The sequence below is a fragment of the Streptomonospora nanhaiensis genome, assembly GCF_013410565.1.
In the GTDB taxonomy this organism is placed as follows: Bacteria; Actinomycetota; Actinomycetes; order Streptosporangiales; family Streptosporangiaceae; genus Streptomonospora; species Streptomonospora nanhaiensis.
The window spans coordinates 1679834-1697052 of record NZ_JACCFO010000001.1; the positions used below are offsets into that span (position 1 = coordinate 1679834).

The 17219-nt window shown below is 78.4% G+C and carries 8 protein-coding genes and 2 pseudogenes; 8 read left to right on the plus strand and 2 right to left on the minus strand.

The window, feature by feature from the left end:
• Window positions 1-13 precede the first annotated feature (13 nt).
• The 7 genes and pseudogenes from HNR12_RS07290 to HNR12_RS07335 all read left to right on the plus strand — a co-directional run bounded on the left by HNR12_RS07290 (window position 14) and on the right by HNR12_RS07335 (window position 12356).
• Window positions 14-457, plus strand: a complete 444-nt coding sequence (locus tag HNR12_RS07290) for a sensor histidine kinase (protein ID WP_179765509.1) — start codon at window positions 14-16, stop codon at window positions 455-457.
• Window positions 454-1088: pseudogene (locus HNR12_RS07295) on the plus strand (response regulator). The gene HNR12_RS07290 and the pseudogene HNR12_RS07295 overlap by 4 nt, the downstream one beginning before the upstream one ends.
• A 244-nt stretch (window positions 1089-1332) precedes the next feature.
• Window positions 1333-2034, plus strand: coding sequence for a helix-turn-helix transcriptional regulator (locus HNR12_RS07300; protein ID WP_179766774.1), 702 nt, complete (start codon window positions 1333-1335; stop codon window positions 2032-2034).
• Window positions 2031-6122: pseudogene (locus HNR12_RS28290) on the plus strand (amino acid adenylation domain-containing protein); the annotation flags it as partial. The gene HNR12_RS07300 and the pseudogene HNR12_RS28290, both read left to right, overlap by 4 nt.
• A 233-nt stretch (window positions 6123-6355) precedes the next feature.
• On the plus strand, window positions 6356-8947 hold the full coding sequence (locus HNR12_RS07325; protein WP_179766775.1) for an SDR family NAD(P)-dependent oxidoreductase: 2592 nt from the start codon (window positions 6356-6358) through the stop codon (window positions 8945-8947).
• The gene (locus HNR12_RS07330) at window positions 8940-11570 is read left to right on the plus strand and encodes a type I polyketide synthase (RefSeq protein ID WP_179766776.1); all 2631 of its coding nucleotides are present in this window, start codon (window positions 8940-8942) and stop codon (window positions 11568-11570) included. The genes HNR12_RS07325 and HNR12_RS07330 overlap by 8 nt, the downstream gene beginning before the upstream one ends.
• A gap of 141 nt (window positions 11571-11711) precedes the next feature.
• On the plus strand, window positions 11712-12356 hold the full coding sequence (locus HNR12_RS07335; RefSeq protein ID WP_179766777.1) for a response regulator: 645 nt from the start codon (window positions 11712-11714) through the stop codon (window positions 12354-12356).
• Window positions 12357-12400: 44 nt separating this feature from the next.
• Here the strand turns inward: HNR12_RS07335 and HNR12_RS07340 are convergent, their stop codons facing one another.
• Complete coding sequence (locus HNR12_RS07340) at window positions 12401-13147, minus strand: DUF998 domain-containing protein (protein ID WP_179766778.1); 747 nt, start codon at window positions 13145-13147, stop codon at window positions 12401-12403.
• A 284-nt stretch (window positions 13148-13431) separates the two neighbouring features.
• Window positions 13432-15711, minus strand: a complete 2280-nt coding sequence (locus tag HNR12_RS07345; RefSeq protein ID WP_179766779.1) for an SMI1/KNR4 family protein — start codon at window positions 15709-15711, stop codon at window positions 13432-13434.
• A gap of 474 nt (window positions 15712-16185) precedes the next feature.
• Here HNR12_RS07345 and HNR12_RS07350 point away from each other — a divergent pair, with 474 nt between their 5' ends.
• The gene (locus HNR12_RS07350) at window positions 16186-17163 is read left to right on the plus strand and encodes a sporulation protein (protein WP_179766780.1); all 978 of its coding nucleotides are present in this window, start codon (window positions 16186-16188) and stop codon (window positions 17161-17163) included.
• Window positions 17164-17219: the final 56 nt, after the last annotated feature.

Sequence of the window (17219 nt, forward strand, 5' to 3'; positions counted from 1 at the left end):
CGAGCTGCGCGGCATGATCGACGTGCTGCGCGACGAGCGCGACGAGGAACCGGTGGCCGTGCCCCGGCGCATGGGCGACATCCACGACCTGGCCGAGAGCCTGGGCGAGGAGGCCACCCTGCACGTCGAGGGCGAGCCCCGGCCGCTGCCCGCGGCCGTGGAGCTGGCCGCCTTCCGGATCGTGCAGGAGTCGGTGACCAACGCGCTCAAGCACAGCGGCGGCCCCGCCCACGTGCGCGTCACCTACCGGGAGGACGAGATCGAGCTGACGATCGAGAACCCGATGACCGGCAGCGCGGTGTCGCGGCTGCCCAGCGGCAGCCTGGGCCTGACGGGCATGCGCGAGCGCGCCGAGGTGCTGGGCGGCAGCTTCGGCGCCGGCCCGGTCCCCGGCACCGGCGACTGGCGGGTGCACGCCGTGCTCCCGGCCAAGGCGGCCACGGAGGCGGTGCTGTGATCCGCGTGGTGATCGCCGACGACCAGGTCGCCGTGCGGACGGGGCTGTCCCTGATCCTCGACGGCGCGCCCGACATCGACGTGGTGGCCGAGGCCGGCGACGGCAACGAGGCCGTGGCGCTGGCCCGCGACCTGCGGCCCGACGTGCTGGTGATGGACATCCGCATGCCGCGCAAGGACGGCATCACCGCCACCCGCGAACTGGCCGGGGTCACCGACGTGCTGATCATGACGACGTTCGACCTCGACGAGTACGTGTTCGGCGCCCTGCACGCCGGGGCCGCGGGGTTCCTGCTCAAGAGCGCCGACAGCGACGCGCTGCTGCAGGCGGTGCGCACGGTCGCCCGGGGCGAGGGCATGATCTCGCCCTCGGTCACCCGGCGGCTCATCCGCTCCTTCGCCGAGCGGGCGCCGCCCGCCAGGAGGCGCACCGCCTGGACTCCCTGACCCGGCGCGAGCGCGAGGTGCTCCGGTGCATCGGCGAGGGGCTGTCCAACTACGAGATCTCCGAGCGGCTGGAGATGGCCGACGCCACGGCCAAGACCCACGTCAGCCGCATCCTGTCCAAGCTCGGGCTGCGCAGCCGCGTGCAGGCGGCCATCCTCGCCCAGGAACACGAGCACGAGCTGTGACCACCGCCGACACCGCGGCCGCTGCGCCGGCCGCACTCCCCCGCTCACCCGAGGGCGCCGTGCGGGCGCCCGGCCCCCGCGCCCGCACCGCCACCGCCCGCCGCGCACGCGTGAACCGCACCGCGCGGAGGGCCGCCGGGCGGACCCGGCGACCCCGGTCCGCCACCCCCACCACCGCCTGCTCATCGGCGGCACGGCCTGGAACACGGTGCCGCACCACCCCTAGAGCACACGAGGTACCCCCATGCGCAGAACCGCGTCTACGCACCCGACCTGGCGGGCCACCACCCCCTCCCAGCCCGCCTACGGCGAACTGCTGAGGTTCGCCGCGTCCTTCACCAAGGACTTCTCCGCGATCGTCCCCTGGCAGTGGGTCCCCGGGCTGGTGATGACCGCCGCGCGCGGCGACCGCCGGGCCGCCCCGGGCGGCCCCGCCTCCTGCCGCGTCGCCTGCGTGGGCGGCGGCACCGGCGCCTCGGCGCCCGCGTGGCCGCCCTCCACCGAGGTCCGCCAACTGGCGGCCTCCCCCATCTGGCTGGCCATCGGCGACCGCCGCGCCGCCTTCATCGCACCGGCGTCCGGACATCACCGCGGTCGGGCGTGGATCACGACCGACTCCGACGACGTGCGGACCGCCAAGGGCTTCTTCGAACTCGCCTGGTGCGGCGCCCGGCGCGGCTCTCCCGCGCGGGCCACCGAGCGCAGGTCGGCGGTGCTGCTGTGCCTGGCCCGCGGGCTCACCGACGCCGCCATCGCCAAGCGGCTCAACGTCACCGACCGCACGGTGCGCCGCGAGATCAGCTCGCTCATGCGCGACACCGGCTCCACCACGCGCTTCCAACTGGGCCTGCGCACCGCGCTGGGCGGCGTGGGGCTGCCCTCGCTGGCCCTGCCGCCGGGGCCGGCCGACGCCGAGGAGTACGACGGCCAGGAGGTGTCGGCGTGACCCGCACCGTCGACCCGCTGGACCGCCTGCCGGCGCTGGAGCTGCACCGGCTGTTCGAGCACCGGGCCGCCGCCGCGCCCGGGGCCGCCGCCCTGGTGCACGGCGGGACCGCGACGACCTACCGCGAGCTGGACCGGCACGCCGATGCCGTGGCCGCGCGGCTGCGCGCGGCCGGCGCCGGCCCCGGGCACCTGGTGGGCGTCCGCACCGCGCGCGGCCCGGCGATGATCGCCGCGATGATCGCCGTGCTCAAGACCGGCGCGGCCTACGTGCCCGTCGATCCCGGCGACCCCGAGGAGCGCTTCCGCCACATCGCCGCCCAGGCCCGCATGGCGGTGCTGGTCACCGACGCCCCCGAGGCGGCCGCGCCCCTGGGCCTGCGGCCGGTGCGGCCCGGCGCCGGGCCCGAGGACGCCGCCGCCCCCGCGCCGGCGGCGCCCGCCGACCCCGACGCCCCCGCCTACGTGCTGTTCACCTCGGGCTCCACGGGGGCGCCCAAGGGGGCGGCCATGACCCACCGGGCCCTGGCCAACCTGCTGAACTGGCACGACCGCACCCGGCCGGGCTCCTGCGCGCTGCGGACGCTCCAGTTCTGCGCGGTGAGCTTCGACTTCTCCGTGCACGAGATCTTCTCGACGCTGTGCTTCGGCGGCACGCTGGTGATCTGCGACGACGCGGTGCGGCGCGACCCGTTCGCCCTGGCCCGCTTCGTCGCCGACCACCGCGTCGAGCGGCTGTTCCTGCCGGTCACCCCGCTCACCCGGTTCGCCGAGGCGGTGGGCGAGCAGCCGGTGGAGCTGGCCGTGCGCGAGGTCGTCACCACCGGGGAGCGGCTGCGCGTCACCCCGGCGCTGCGCGAGCTGTTCACCCGCACCGGGGCGCGGCTGCACAACCACTACGGCGCCACCGAGTTCCAGGACGCCGCCGCCCACACCCTGGAGCCGCCCGCGGCGGCCTGGCCGGCCGACGTGCCCGCCGGGCGGCCGGTCGACAACGTCGCGGTGCACGTCCTGGACGACGCCCTGCGCCCGCTGCCCGAAGGGCGCGAGGGCGAGCTGTACATCGGCGGCGCGCAGGTGTCGCCGGGCTACGTCAACCGCCCCGACCTCACTCGGGAGCGGTTCGTCACCGGCCCCGGCGGCACCGGGCGGCTCTACCGCACCGGGGACCTCGCGCGGATCGGTCCGGGCGGCGTGCTGGAGATCCTGGGCCGCGCCGACGACCAGATCAAGGTCAACGGGGTCCGGGTGGAGCCCGGCGAGGTCGAGGCCGCGCTGCTGGAGCACCCCGACGTGGCCGAGGCCGCGGTCGCCGCGCGCGGCGCCGCCGGCCGCGAGCGGCTGGTCGCCTACGTGGTGCCGCGCGACGGGTCCGGGGCGGACCTGCCCCGGCGGCTGCACCGGCACGCCGCCGAGCGGCTGCCGCGCGCGCTGCGGCCCACGGGCTATGAGACCCTGGCGGCGCTGCCGCTGACCTCCAGCGGCAAGAAGGACCGGCGCCGGCTGCCCGAGCCGACCGCGCGGGCGCGGCTGCTGGACACCGCCGCGCTGCCGCCCGCCTCCGAGGCCGAGCGGGTGCTGGCCGAGCTGTGGCGCGACATCCTTGACCTCGGCGAGGTCGGCGTGGAGGACAACCTCTTCGACGCCGGGGGGACCTCGGCGCACGTGGTGGAGCTGCGCCGGGGGATCGCCGAACGGCTCGGGGTCGAGCTGTCGGTGGTCGACGTCTTCCGCACCCCCACCATCCGCGCGCTGGCCCGCCGGATCAGCGGCGAAAGGGCGGCCCCGGCCGCCGGGCCGCGGCCTTCGGCCGGGGCGGATTCCGGCGGGCACGGCGACGCCGTGGCGGTCGTGGGCATGGCGCTGCGGTTCCCCGGCGCCTCCGACGCCGAGGAGTTCTGGGCCAACCTGGTCGCGGGCACCGAGTCGGTCAGCCGGTTCACCGGCGCCGAGCTCGACCAGCCCGACCCCGACCTCGCCGGCCACCCCGACTACGTGCCCGCCGCGCCCGTGATCCCCGGGGTGGAGCTGTTCGACGCCGCGTTCTTCGGGATCGGCGCGCGCGAGGCCGCCACCATGGACCCCCAGCAGCGCCTCTTCCTCCAGTGCGCGTGGGAGGCGTGCGAGAACGCCGGGTACGTGCCCGGCGCGGGCGACTCGGCGGCCGTGGGGGTGTTCGCGGGCTCGGGCATGAGCACCTACCTGCTCAACAACGTCGCCCCGGCCGAGGGGTTCCCCGCGCGCGGCCCGCTCACCGAGGCCGACCTGCGCCAGTTCCAGTTGAAGCTGGGCAACGACCGCAACTACCTGGCCGCGCGGGTCTCCTACAAGCTCGGCCTGACCGGGCCGAGCGTGAACGTGCAGACCGCGTGCTCGACCTCGCTGGTGGCCGTGCACCAGGCGTGCCGCAGCCTGGCCGGCGGCGAGTGCGACGCCGCGCTGGCCGGCGGGGTGTCCGTCCCGGTCCCCCAGGCCACCGGCTACCTGTACGAGGACGGCATGATCCGCTCCCGCGACGGGCGCTGCCGGCCCTTCGACGCCAGCGCCCAGGGCACCCTGTTCGGCAGCGGCTGCGGCGTGGTGCTGCTCAAGCGGCTGGCCGACGCGCTCGCCGACGGCGACCGCGTCCACGCGGTCATCCGGGGCTCGGCGGTCAACAACGACGGCGCCGACAAGGTCGGGTTCACCGCCCCCAGCGTCGAGCGCCAGGCCGAGGTCGTCGAACGCGCGCTGCGCGCCGCGCGCGTGGACCCCGCCACGGTCGGCTACGTCGAGGCCCACGGCACCGGCACCCAGCTGGGCGACCCCATCGAGATCGCCGCGCTGACCGAGGCGTTCGCGCGCGCGGGCGCCCGGCCCGAGGGGGCCGGGCGGTGCGCCGTGGGCTCGGTGAAGTCCAATATCGGGCACCTGGACGAGGCCGCCGGAGTCGCCGGTCTGATCAAGGCCGTCCTGGCGCTGCGCCACGGCGCGATCCCGCCCACCCTCCACCTGGAGCGCCCCAACCCGGCGATCGACTTCGCCTCGGGGCCGTTCCACGTCAACACCGCCACCCTGGACTGGCCCGCCGGCCAGACGCCGCGCCGGGCCGGGGTCAGCTCGTTCGGCATGGGCGGCACCAACTGCCACGTGGTGCTGGAGGAGGCGCCGCCCGCGGCGCGGCGGGCGCCGGAGGCCGGCGCGGGTCCGCACGTGCTGCCGGTCAGCGCCCGCACACCGGAGGCGCTGGCCGACCTGGCCCGGCGCCACGCCGACCACCTCGCCGCGCGGCCCGGCCTGGACCTCGCCGACGCGGCGGCCACCGCCGCCACCGGGCGGCGCCACTTCGAGCACCGGCTGGCCGTGGTCGCCGGCTCGCCCGCCGAGGCCGCCGAGCGGCTGCGCCGCGCGGCCGACGCCGCCGGCGCCCCGCCCGCCCCGGCCGGCGCCACCGCGTTCCTCTTCGGCGGGCAGGGCTCGCACTACGCGGGGATGGGCCGGGAGCTGCACCGCCGCCTGCCCGCGTTCCGCGCGGCCCTGGAGGAGTGCGCCGCGCTGCTGGACCCGCACCTGCCCGAGCCGCTGCTGGACGTCCTCTTCACCGCCGAGGGCGACCGCCTCGACGGCACCGGCTGGGCCCAGCCCGCGGTGTTCGCCGTGGAGTACGCCCTGGCCCGCGCCTGGGCGGCGCTGGGGGTGGAGCCCGACGCGGTGCTGGGCCACAGCCTCGGCGAGTACACCGCCGCCTGCGTGGCCGGGGTGTTCTCCCCGGCCGACGCCGCACGGCTGGTCACCACCCGCGCCCGGTTGATGGCGGCGCTGCCGCGCGGGCGCATGGCGGCGGTGATGGCCGGCGAGGACGCGGTGGCGCCGCTGGCGGCGGCCGAGGGCGGCGCGGTGGCCGTGGCCGCCGTCAACGGGGCGCGCTCCACCGTGGTCTCCGGGCCGGGCCCGGCCGTGGAGCGCGTGTGCGCGGCCCTGCGCGAGCGAGGGGTCCGGACCTCGCCGCTGGCGGTCTCCCACGCCTTCCACTCCCCCATGATGGAACCGATGCTGGCGGAGTTCGCCGAGGCCGCCGCCGGGGTCGCGTTCTCCGCCCCCGCCTGCCGGTGGTCTCCAACGTCACCGGCGAGCGCGTGGGCGCCGAGGTCGCCACCCCGGAGTACTGGGTGCGCCACACCCGCGAGCCCGTGCGCTTCGCCGCCGGGCTGGCGGCGCTGCGGCGGCTGGGCTGCGGCACCTACGTCGAGCTGTCGGGGCGGCCCAGCCTGCTCCCGCTGCTGGCCGCCGAGTCCGGCACCGCCGGAACCGGGGACGCCGGCGCGGGGCCGCGCGTGGCCTGCATGCACCCCCGGGGCGAGTGGGAGCGGTTCTGCGGCGCGGTCGCCGAGCTCTACGGCGCCGGCCGCGACATCGACTGGTCGGCGCTGCACCCGCCCGGCACCCGCCGCCGCGTCGGCCTGCCCACCTACCCCTGGCGGGCGGTCCGGCACTGGATCGACCCCCCGCCGCGCGGCGCGCGGCCCGCGCCCGACCGGGGCGCCCACCCCCTGCTGGGCGCCCGGATCGACCTCGCCGCCAGCGACGAGGCGCGGTTCGAGGCGGTGGTGGGGCCGGACACTTTGCCCTGGCTGGCCGACCACCGGGTGTTCGACACGGTGGTGCTGCCGGGGGTGGCGTTCCTGGAGATCGCCCTGGCCGCGGCCGGCGCGGTGCTCGGCGGCCCCGGAGGCGAACTCGCCGACACCGTCATCCACCGCGCCATGGACTTCGCCGACGGCGCCCCGCGCACCGTGCAGACCCTGGTCGCCGCCGAGGAGGCGGGCGCGCGGGCGCTGCGCGTGTACTCCCGCCCGGCCGGCGCCGCGCCGGGCGCCCCCTGGACGCACCACTTCTCCACGCGCCTGCGCGCCCTTGGCGCCGACCCCGCCCCCGAGCCGGTGTGGGCGGGCCTGCCCGAGGCGGAGCCGGGCACCGCGGCCGACCCGGAGGTGATCTACGCGGGCGAGCGGGCGCGCTCCATCGACCTGGGGCCGAGCTTCCACGCCACCCGGCGGCTGTGGCGCGCCGACCTGGGCGCCCGCTCCGAGATCGCCGCGCCCCAGGCCCTCCGCGGCCGCACGGGCCGCTACCGCGCCCACCCGGTGCTGCTGGAGGCGCTGTTCCTGGCCCTCACGGTGGCCTACCCCGCCGAGCACGGGCACCGCACCTACGTCCCGGCCGGGGTGGAGCGGCTGCGGGCGTGGGCGCCGCTGGGCGAGGAGGTCCGGTGCGCGGCGCGGATCCGCCCGGTTCCGGCGGGCACGGAGGCCCCGGAGACCCTGGTGGGCGACGCCCGGCTGACGGCGCCCGACGGCCGCGTCCTGGTGGAGCTGACCGGGATCGTGCTCAAGCGGGCCGAGCGGCACACCATGATCGGCCGCGCCGCGGAGCCCTGGCGGGCGTGGCTGCACCGCACGGTGTGGCGCCCCCTGCCGCTCACCCCCGACAGCGGGGCCGCCGGCACGCGCTGGGTGGTGCTGGCCGACGCCGGCCTGGGCGAGGCCCTGCGCGCGGCGGCCCGCGAGCGCGGCGCCCGCTGCACCGTGGTGGCCGGCGCCGACCCCGACCCGGCCGCGCTGGCGGGCGCCGAACTCGCCACGGCGGCCCGCGCGGGCGGCCCCGCCGAGCCGTGGACGGCGCTGCGCGGGGGCGTGCGGCACGCGGCCCGCCTGGTGGCCGCTCCGCCGGAGGGGCCCGCGGCGGCCGTGCGGGTGCGCCCCGAAGGCACCTACCTGGTGACCGGCGGCCTGGGCGGGCTGGGCCTGCGCCTGGCCCGGTTCCTGGTCGAGCGCGGCGCCCGCCACCTGGTGCTGGCCGGGCGCGGGGCGCCCGGCGCGCAGGCCCGCGCGGTCCTGGCGGAGCTGGAGGCGGCCGGTGCGCGCGTGGTGGCCCACCAGGCCGACGTCGCCGACCCCGGCCAGGCGGCCGCGCTGGTGGCCGCCCTCGACGCCGACCCCGCGCTGCCGCCGGTGGCGGGCGCGGCGCACCTGGCCGGCGTGCTCGACGACGGCGCCCTGACCGAGCTGACCCCCGAAAGGTTCGCCCGCGCCATGGCGCCCAAGACCGCGGGCGCCTGGCACCTGACCCGCCTCCTCGGCGGCCGCGGCCTGGACTTCCTGGTGCTGTACTCGTCGGTGTCGGCCGTGCTGGGCACCCCCGGCCAGGCCAACTACGCCGCCGCCAACGCCTACCTGGACGCGCTGGCCTCGCTGCTGCGCGCCGAGGGCGTGCCCGCGCTGGCGGTGCAGTGGGGCTCCTGGGCGGAGGCCGGCATGAGCGCCCGCGCCGAGGACGCCGCCAAGGCGGCCCGCCACGGCGAGTACCGGCTGCCGCCCGCAGACGCGCTGGCGGCGCTGGCGCACCTGCTCGCCGCCCCGCCCGAGGACGCCGCCGCCGCGGTCCTGCGGGTGGACTGGGCCGTGCGCGCCCGGGCGGAGGGCGCCCTGCCCCGGCTGCTCAGCGAGCTGGCGCGCCCGCCGCGCGAGGAGCCGGGGCAGGGCGGCGCCCCGGCGTGGGACGTCGCCGCCGCGCCACCCGAGGAGCGCCGCCGGCTGCTGGCCGACCACCTGCGCCGCGAGCTGTCGCTGGTGCTGGGCGTGGACGAGGACATCGACCCCGGCCAGGGGTTCGCGTCGCTGGGCCTGGACTCCGTCGCCTCGATCGAGCTGCGCAACCGGGTCCAGCGCAAGCTGGGCCTGCGGCTGGACCTGACGCTGGCCTACGACCACCCCACGCTGGCGGACCTGGCCGACCACCTCGCCGAGGTCGTCGGGGCGGCCGGCGGCCCGGCACCCGGGAGCGCACCGGCGGGCGGCGGGGCCAACGGCGGCGCGGGCGGCGCCGCCCGGCGGCTCGCGGCCAAGCTGGGGGTTGGGCTGAGCAGCGATGGGTGAGCCGATGGACTCCTACGACGCCCTGTTCGAGCGGTCGCTGGCCCGGATCGAGGAACTGGAGGCCGAGGTGGCGGCCCTGCGCCGGGGGCGCGAGCCCGTGGCCGTGGTCGGGATGGGCTGCCGCTTCCCCGGCGCCGAGGACCCCCGCGCGTTCTGGCGGCTGCTGGAGCGCGGCGGGGACGCCACCCGCGAGGTGCCCGCCGACCGGTGGGACCCCCGCGCCCTGGCCGAGCGCGGGGTCCGCGCCCCGGCGCGCGGCGGGTTCGTCGGCGGCCTCGCCGACTTCGACGCCGAGTTCTTCCAGATCGCCCCGCGCGAGGCGGCGCGCATGGACCCCCAGCACCGGCTGCTGCTGGAGGTCGCCTGGGAGGCGGTGGAGGACTCCGGGCGGGCGCCCGCCGACCTGCCCGCCCGCACCGGCGTCTACGTCGGCATCGGCAACAGCGACTACCGCGAGGCCGCCGCCGCGCAGGGGCCGGGCGCGGTCGACGAGTACTTCGCCAGCGGCGCCACCGCCAGCACCGCCAGCGGCCGGCTGTCCTACCTCTTCGGCCTGTCCGGGCCGAGCCTGTCGGTGGACACCGCCTGCTCCTCCTCGGCGGTGGCCGTGCACCTGGCGGTGGGCGCGCTGCGCTCCGGCGAGTGCGACCTCGCCCTGGCGGACGGGGTGAACCGCATCGTCACCCCGCACGAGCACGTCGGCCTCACCGCCGCCGGCATGCTCGCCCCCGACGGGCGGTGCAAGCCCTTCGACGCCGCCGCCGACGGCTACGGCCGCGCCGAGGGCTGCGGGGTGCTGGTGCTCAAGCGGCTCGCCGACGCCCGCCGCGACGGCGACCCCGTGCTCGGGGTCGTGCTGGGCTCGGCCGTCTCCCAGGACGGCCGCCGGGCCGGGCTGACGGTGCCGCACGGCGCCGGGCAGCGGGCGGCCGTCCGCGCCGCGCTGGCCGACGCCGGGCTGGCGCCCGGAGACGTCGGCTACCTGGAGGCGCAGGCCACCGGCACCGCGCTGGGCGACCGGATCGAGGCCGCGACGCTGTCGGAGGTCTTCGCCGGGCGCGCCGACCCGCTGCCGGTCGGCTCGGCCAAGGCCAACGTCGGGCACATGGAGGCCGCCGCCGGGGTCGGCGGGCTGATCAAGGTGCTGCTGGCGATGCGCGCGGGCACGCTGCCGGGCACGCCCACCTTCCGCACGCCCGACCCCCACATCGCCTGGGACGCGGCGCCCTGGCGGGTGTGCGCCCAGGCGCGCCCCTGGCCCCCGGGGCCGCGCGTGGCCGGGGTCAACTCCTTCGGGTTCGGCGGCACCAACTGCCACATCGTGCTGGGCGAGGCGCCGCCGGCGCCCGAGCCGGAGCCGGCGGGCCCCGACCGGCCGTGCCACGCGCTGGCGCTGTCGGCCAAGAGCGCGGCGGCACTGCGCGACCTCGCGCGGCGCCACCTGCGCGAACTGCGGACCGCCGAGGACCCGCCGCCGCTGGGGGACCTCTGCCACACCGCCGCCACCGGCCGCGCCCACTTCGCCCACCGGCTGTGCCTGCCGGCCGCCGACCACGCCGAACTGGCCGGCCGGCTGGCCGACTGGCTGGACGGCCGCCCCGGCGCCGCGCACGGGTTCGTCCGGCGGGCGGCGGCGCCGCGCGTCGCCGCCCGCTTCACCGGCGCCACCGCCTACCCGGGCATGGGCGGCGAACTCCTCGCCACCAGCCCCGCGTTCGCCGGGTCCGTGGAGCGGTGCGCCCGCGCGTGGACCCGCGCGGCGGGGGCGCCGGTGGCGGCGGCCGACCTGGCCGGGGGCGCGCCCGGCGCGGCCGCCCCGCCGCTCGCCGAGTTCGCGCTGTTCGCGGTGGGCTACGCCCTGTGGGAGCTGTGGCGCTCCTGGGGCGTGGCGCTGGAGCCCGGCACGGGCGGCGGCGCGGGGCGCTGGGCGGCGGCCTGCGCGGCGGGCGCCCTGGACCCCGAGGGGGTGGCCGCCGCCCTCCTGGCCGGAGCCGCCCCGCCCTCGACGGCCGCCGCTCCGGCCGAGGGCGCCGTCGTGGTGGAGGTCGGCCCGGCCGAGGCCCCGGCCGGCGCGGCCGAGCCCGGCACGGCCGAGCCCGGCGCGGCCGCCGTTCTGGCGGGGATCGGGCCCGGCGGCGAGTGGCGCGCCCTGCTGGAGGCGCTGGCCGCGCTGTACGTGCGCGGGGCCGCGCTCGACTGGCGGGCGGTGGAGCGCGACCACCGGGCGCACCGCCGGCCCGCCGCGCTGCCGACCTACCCCTTCCAGCGCACCCGCCACTGGTTCGCGCCCCGGCGCCCGGCGCCGGAGGCCGGGGGCGGCGCCCGGCCCGGCGCGCCGCCCGCGCCCCGGCCGCCCGCGGCCGCGGCGGGCACCGCGCGGGCCGCGTCGCTGGCCGAGACCGCCGAGGCCCTGGCGCGCGAGACCCTGCGCGCCGCCCGGCCGATCGGTCCGCACGACGACCTGCTGGAGCTGGGCATGGACTCCCTCATGGCGGCGGAGTTCCGGGAGCGCCTGCAGGAGGCGTCCGGGCGCCGCCTGCCCCTCACCCTCGTCCAGGACCATCCGACCCTCGCCGGGCTGCTGGCGGCGGTCGAGGAGCAGGGCACCACCGGGGACCCGTAAGGCCGCGGCGGCCGCCGGCCGCCGCCGGGCCGCGCGGCGCCCCTACCCCCGGCGTCCGCGCGGCCGCCCGCCCTGGGGGCGCGGCCTTCGCCGCGTCCCGGCCCTGCCCGCTCACGCACACCTGCCGGATGGAGAACACCCATGACGATCCGAGTGGTCCTGACCGATGACGAAGCGGCCGTCAGAACCGGGTTCGCGCTCATACTCGACCACTACGCCGAGGACATCGAGGTCGTCGGGAGCGCCGTCGACGGCGCGGAGGCCGTGGCGATGGCGCGGGAGCTGCGGCCCGACGTGGTGCTGATGGACGTGCGGATGCCCCGCATGGACGGCATCTCCGCGACGCGCCGCATCTGCGACCTGACCAAGGTGCTCATGCTGACCAACTTCGCCCACGACGAGTACGTGTTCGGCGCGCTGCGCGCCGGCTGCCACGGGTTCCTGCTCAAGGACGTCGAGCCCGAGCGGCTGGTGGAGTCGGTGCGCTCGGTGCACCGGGGCGAGGGCGTGCTCGCCCCGGTGGTGGCGACCAAGCTGATCCGGACGTTCTCGGCCCGGTCGATCTCGGTGGGCTGGGAGGCCGACGCGCTCACCCCGCGCGAGCAGCAGGTGCTGGCCTACCTGGGGCGGGGGATGTCCAACACCCAGATCGCCGCGCGGATGCGCGTGGCCCACACCACCGCCAAGACCCACGTCGCCCGGATCCTGAGCAAGCTCAACCTGCGCAGCCGGGTGCAGGCCGCGATCGTGGCCCAGGAACTGGGGCTGACCGACACGGTGTCGTGACGGCGGGGGCCGCGCCCGGGGCGCGGCCCCGCTCGGCCGTCCCCTCAGCGCGCGGCCGCGCCGGGCCGCGCGGCCGCCGGCGGGCGCCACCGCAGCAGCGCCACCGCCAGCACCACCGCCCACAGATGGCCCGGCCACAGCGCCAGGCGCTCGAACAGGCCGCTGAAGTGCTCGACGTCCACCCGGGCGGCGAACACGGCGGTGCCCGCCACGCACACCACGCCCACGGCGATGGTGGACCAGCCCAGCAGCCGCCGGTGGCGGCGCAGCGCCACGCCGGTGGTGATGAGCGCGCACGGCTGGGCGACGAACACCGGCAGGGAGGCGAGGGTGTGCGCGGCCGGCGCGCGGTCCAGGGGGAACACCCCGCTGCCGACGGCGCTCAGCCCGGCGGCCACCCACAGCGCCACCGCCGCCCGCGCGGCGCGGTCGCGGGGCAGCCGGGCGGCCAGGAGGACCGCGCCGGCGGCCAGCGCCAGGCCCAGCACGACGAACGCCGTGTTCATCACCGGGCTCCACGGCGAGCACACCGGCACCGGGCCGTGGGCGTACTCCACCCGCGTGCACGAGGTGGCCCCGAGGTCGCTGATGGCGTTGTCGAGGAAGGAGTAGGGCGCGGTGAAGCGGCTTGCGGTGACGGCCTCGGCCGCCAGGTAGAGCGGCTGGGCCAGCCACAGCAGCGCGCCCGCCGCCACGGCCGCCCCGCCGGGGCGGGGCAGGCGGCGGGCGCGGAGGGCGGTGCCGGTGCGGGCGGCTTTGGCGGGGTGCTCCCGGGGCGGGGGTGGGGCCATGCGCTGCTCCTGGGGGGCCGGCGGCCCGGGAGGCCGGTGCGGGGCCGGCCGGCCGGGCGCGTGCGGGCCGCGTCGGGGGCGCGGCGGAGAGCGTCCCGTTCGCGATGGGTCGCGGCCGGACTACCCGCGGCCGCGACCGCGAAACGCGGTGGTCCGGTCGCAGTGGGTGACCGCGCAGGTCCGCGCACGGGCCGGCGGCGGCGCGCGGAGGTTCGGCGGAGGCCCCCGGCGGAGCGACGCGCCCCGCCGGGACCCCGCCCGGCCCGGTCTCGGCCGGCCCGGCGTTAGGCCGTCCGCTCCGCGCCGCGCGGGGTGTAGACCACCGACCGCGCCCGGCGCGGGGTGACCACCTCGCGCAGGGCGGGGTCGACCAGCAGCACCACGGGGGCGATCCGGTTCTCCTCGACCGGGTACCAGGCGGGCAGCGCCGCCTCGATCGCGGCCCAGGCGGCGTCGGTGTCGCCCTCGGCCGCCAGGGCGCGGGCGGCGGCCAGGGCCGCCTCGAACTCGGGCGGCTCGGGGAGTTCCCGCCCGGCCAGCCAGTCCGCCACGGCGGGGTCGTCCAGGGCGTCGCCCTGGGGCACCGGCACGCCGGGCAGCATCTCGGCGAGCTGGGCGGCCCAGTGCCGCCGGGCGTCGGCCGGGGTGGCGGCGTTGAGGTCGGACCGGCTGCGGTTGAGGTAGAGCGGCACGGCCTCGGCGCGCAGCCGCTCGGGGCCCACGGCGGCGGCCACGTGCTCCCGGTGCAGCACGTGGCGCAGGTCGTGGTGGCTGAAGCGGGGCTCGGTGAACGCCTCCAGCAGGACGCGCAGGTAGGAGGCGGCGCCGGAGCCCTTGTCCTCGGCCTTCTCGTAGGCGTCCAGCGCGCCCTGGACGTCGCCGCGCAGCGCGGCGCGGTTGCCCTCGCGCAGGAGGTCGTCGGCGCCCTCGGGGTGCACCGGGTTGCCCGAGGAGCCCTCAAGGGACTCCCAGCCGCGGCGCTCCTCGACCACGAGGTCGGCGAAGGAGCGGAAGCGGTCGCTCAGGCCGGGGAACCAGCTCGCCCAGATGTAGGCGGCCCACTCGCCGTCGGGCGAGACGTCGCCGGCGTCCAGCAGCCAGAACTGGGCGTCGCTCTCGCCGGAGATGAAGAGCGCCGGCCCCTTCAGTCCGTCTTCGTCGAACACGTAGTCGGGCTCCAGAGGCTGGTCCGGGTGCTCGTGCAGCCAGTGGACGTCGGCGGCGCCCAGCAGCTCGTAGGTGAACCCGCTGATGTTGGTCCAGCCGTTGGAGGCGGCGAGGAACGCGCGGTAACTGGGCGGCAGCGCGGTGCCCAACCGCTCCTCCAGCGCCGCCAGCTCGGCCTCGGTGGCACCCTCGAACCCCAGCCAGGAGGCGGCGCGCTGGTCGTCGGTGACGTCGATCAGGTCGTCGGCGCTCACCCGCAGCATGTCGGCGCTGTAGGAGGACAGGAAGGCGCGCCAGTCCTCGGGGGTGGTCAGCCGGGACGGGTCGGAGAGGACGGCGGGCGGTCGGCGGCCCTGCTCCACGTAGCCGCGGAAGGGGCCGGAGGCGGGCACGATCGGCTCGGTGGAGGGGCGGGCGGCGACCCCGCCGTAGGGCTCGGGTTCCCGTCCCGGCGCGTGGCGGTGGCCGGCGAAGGACTCGTGGAGGGGGCCGGAGGAGAAGAACCGCACCCGCTCGAGCTGGGTGCAGTCGGCGCCGCCGTTGCGCAGGACGCGCAGCCGGAAGTGGCGGTAGGGGGTCTCGCGCGCGGGGCCGGTGATGTCGAAGCCGCGGAGGTGGTGGCGGTCGGGGAACACCTCGTCGGTGCGGGTGTCCAGCTCGGTCCAGGTCTCGCCGTCGACCGAGCCGCTGAGCACCCACTCGCGGGGGTCGCGCTCGGCGAAGTCGTTGGCGGAGGTCAGCGTGTAGTAGCGGACCACCACGGGTTCGACCATGGTGAAGCGCAGCCAGCAGGGGCCGGGCTCCGGCGCCAGCCACTTGTCGGAGCGCACGTGCAGGACGGACTCGGCGACCTCGCCGGCCTCGGTGAACTCGGCGCTGGCGGCGACCTCGCGCACGCTGCCGGTGACCTCGCCGCCGGCGGGCAGCCCGCCGGTCCGCAGCGCGACGGCGCCCCCGCCGCCGGCGCGGTCCGTCCAGGACAGGCGGGTCAGGGTGGCGCCGCCGTCGGCCACGAGCAGCGCCAGCTCCTCGCCGTCGGATCCCCCGGTGGTGACGGCGAACCGCTGCGGCTCGGGGTCGACGGCCGGCTCCACGGCGTGGCCGCGCCACTCCTCGGGCGTGCCGCCGGCGGCGGTGCGCACGCCGAGGAAGGCGGACATGTCGGGCGCGAAGGAGACCACCGCGTCGGCGCCGCCGATGTCGCGCCAGGAGAGCTGGGCGAGCGCCACGGGCTCGCCCGGCTCGAAGCGGAGGGTCAGCGTCCGGTAGGCGTGCCACTCCCCGCCGCCGAAGGGGCGGCGCTCCGTGCGGAAGGCGAGGGCGCGCGGTGCGGCGGCGGGCGCGTCGGGGGACTCGGGGGTGTCGGCGGCGCCGGGGGTGTCGGCGGTGTCGGGCATGGGGTTCCTCGGGGGGACGGGCACCCGGGAGAGGGGGCGGGGTTCTGGCGGTTCGGCTTGAAAGCGCGAGCAGACTACCGCCCGGCTACGACAACGCCCGCCGGCCCGCCGGCGCCCGTCCACTGTGGCGGTGGTCACAACGTTTCGCGCGTCCGGCTCCCGCCGGGGACCGGCCCCCGGCACCCCCGGCGGCCCCGCTCCACGGGCGCGCGGCACCGCCCGCCCGCCGCCACCTGCGCCGCGCCCGCCCCCGTCGCGGGCCGGCGGGGGTGGGGGGGCGTGCCCCCGCGCGACGCGGCGCATCCGGGCCGCGCCGGTTAGGGGCGGGTCGGACCGCAGCCCGCCGCCGGCCGAAACATCGGGTGCGGAACCGCGCGGGCCGGCGTGCCGTTGGCGCGGATGACGACGGACGCGCCGCCGCCCCGGCTGGAGCGGGGCGGCACGCGGGCGCGTCCTCCCCTTGGAAAGGTCAGGATGGGCTTCAAACGTTTTCTCGCGGCCTTCGGCGTGGGCGGCCCCAGTGTCGACACGGTGCTCACCGGATACGGCACCCGCCCCGGCGCGCTGCTGGAGGGCCACGTCGAGCTGACCGGCGGTGAGGTCGAGGCCCGCATCGACGAGATCGCCGTGGCGCTGGCCGCCCGCGTGGAACTGGAGTCGGACGAGGGCGAGCAGGCCGCGGGCGCGGAGTTCGCCCGGGTCCCGGTGATCGGCCCCCTCACCCTGGCGCCGGGCGAGCGGCGCTCGCTGCCGTTCCGCTACCCGGTGCCCTGGCAGGCGCCCATCACCGACACCGCGCACGGCCCGCTGCCGGGCGCGGTGCTGGGCCTGCGCACCGAGGTGGTGATCGAGCGCGCCCCCGACAAGGGCGACCTCGACCCGGTGCGGATCCACCCCCTGGCGGCGCAGGAGCGGGTGCTGGACGCGTTCGCCCGGCTCGGGTTCACCCTCAAGCGCACCGACATCGAGACCGGGCACCTGGCCGGCACCCGCCAGGAGTTCCCCCTGTTCCAGGAGATCGAGTTCCACCCGGCGCCGCACTACGCCCACGAGATCGGCGAGGTCGAGCTGACCTTCGTCGCCGACCCCCACGGCATGGACGTGGTGGTGGAGTTCGACCGGCGCGGCGGCATGTTCACCCCGGGCGGCGACCTCTACGGGCTGTTCCGCGTGGAGCACCGCGACGCCGACCGGCTGGACTGGACCGAGGTGGCGGCCTCCTGGATCGACCACGCGCTGGACCGCCACCGCGCGCTGTTCGGCGGCTACTCGGGCCACGGGCACGGCGGCTACCACCCCGGCCACGACGACGACCACGGCGGCGGGCTCGGCGGGGTGGCCGGGCTGGCGCTGGGCGCGGCGGGCGGCTTGGCGGCCGGCTACGCCGCCGCCGAGATCGTCGACGAGGTCGGCGACCTCTTCGAGGGCGAGGAGGAGGACGCCGAGGAGTAGCCCGCGCGGCGGGCCGGGGCGGCGCGCGGGGCGGGCGCGCCCGGCGCCCGCCCCCC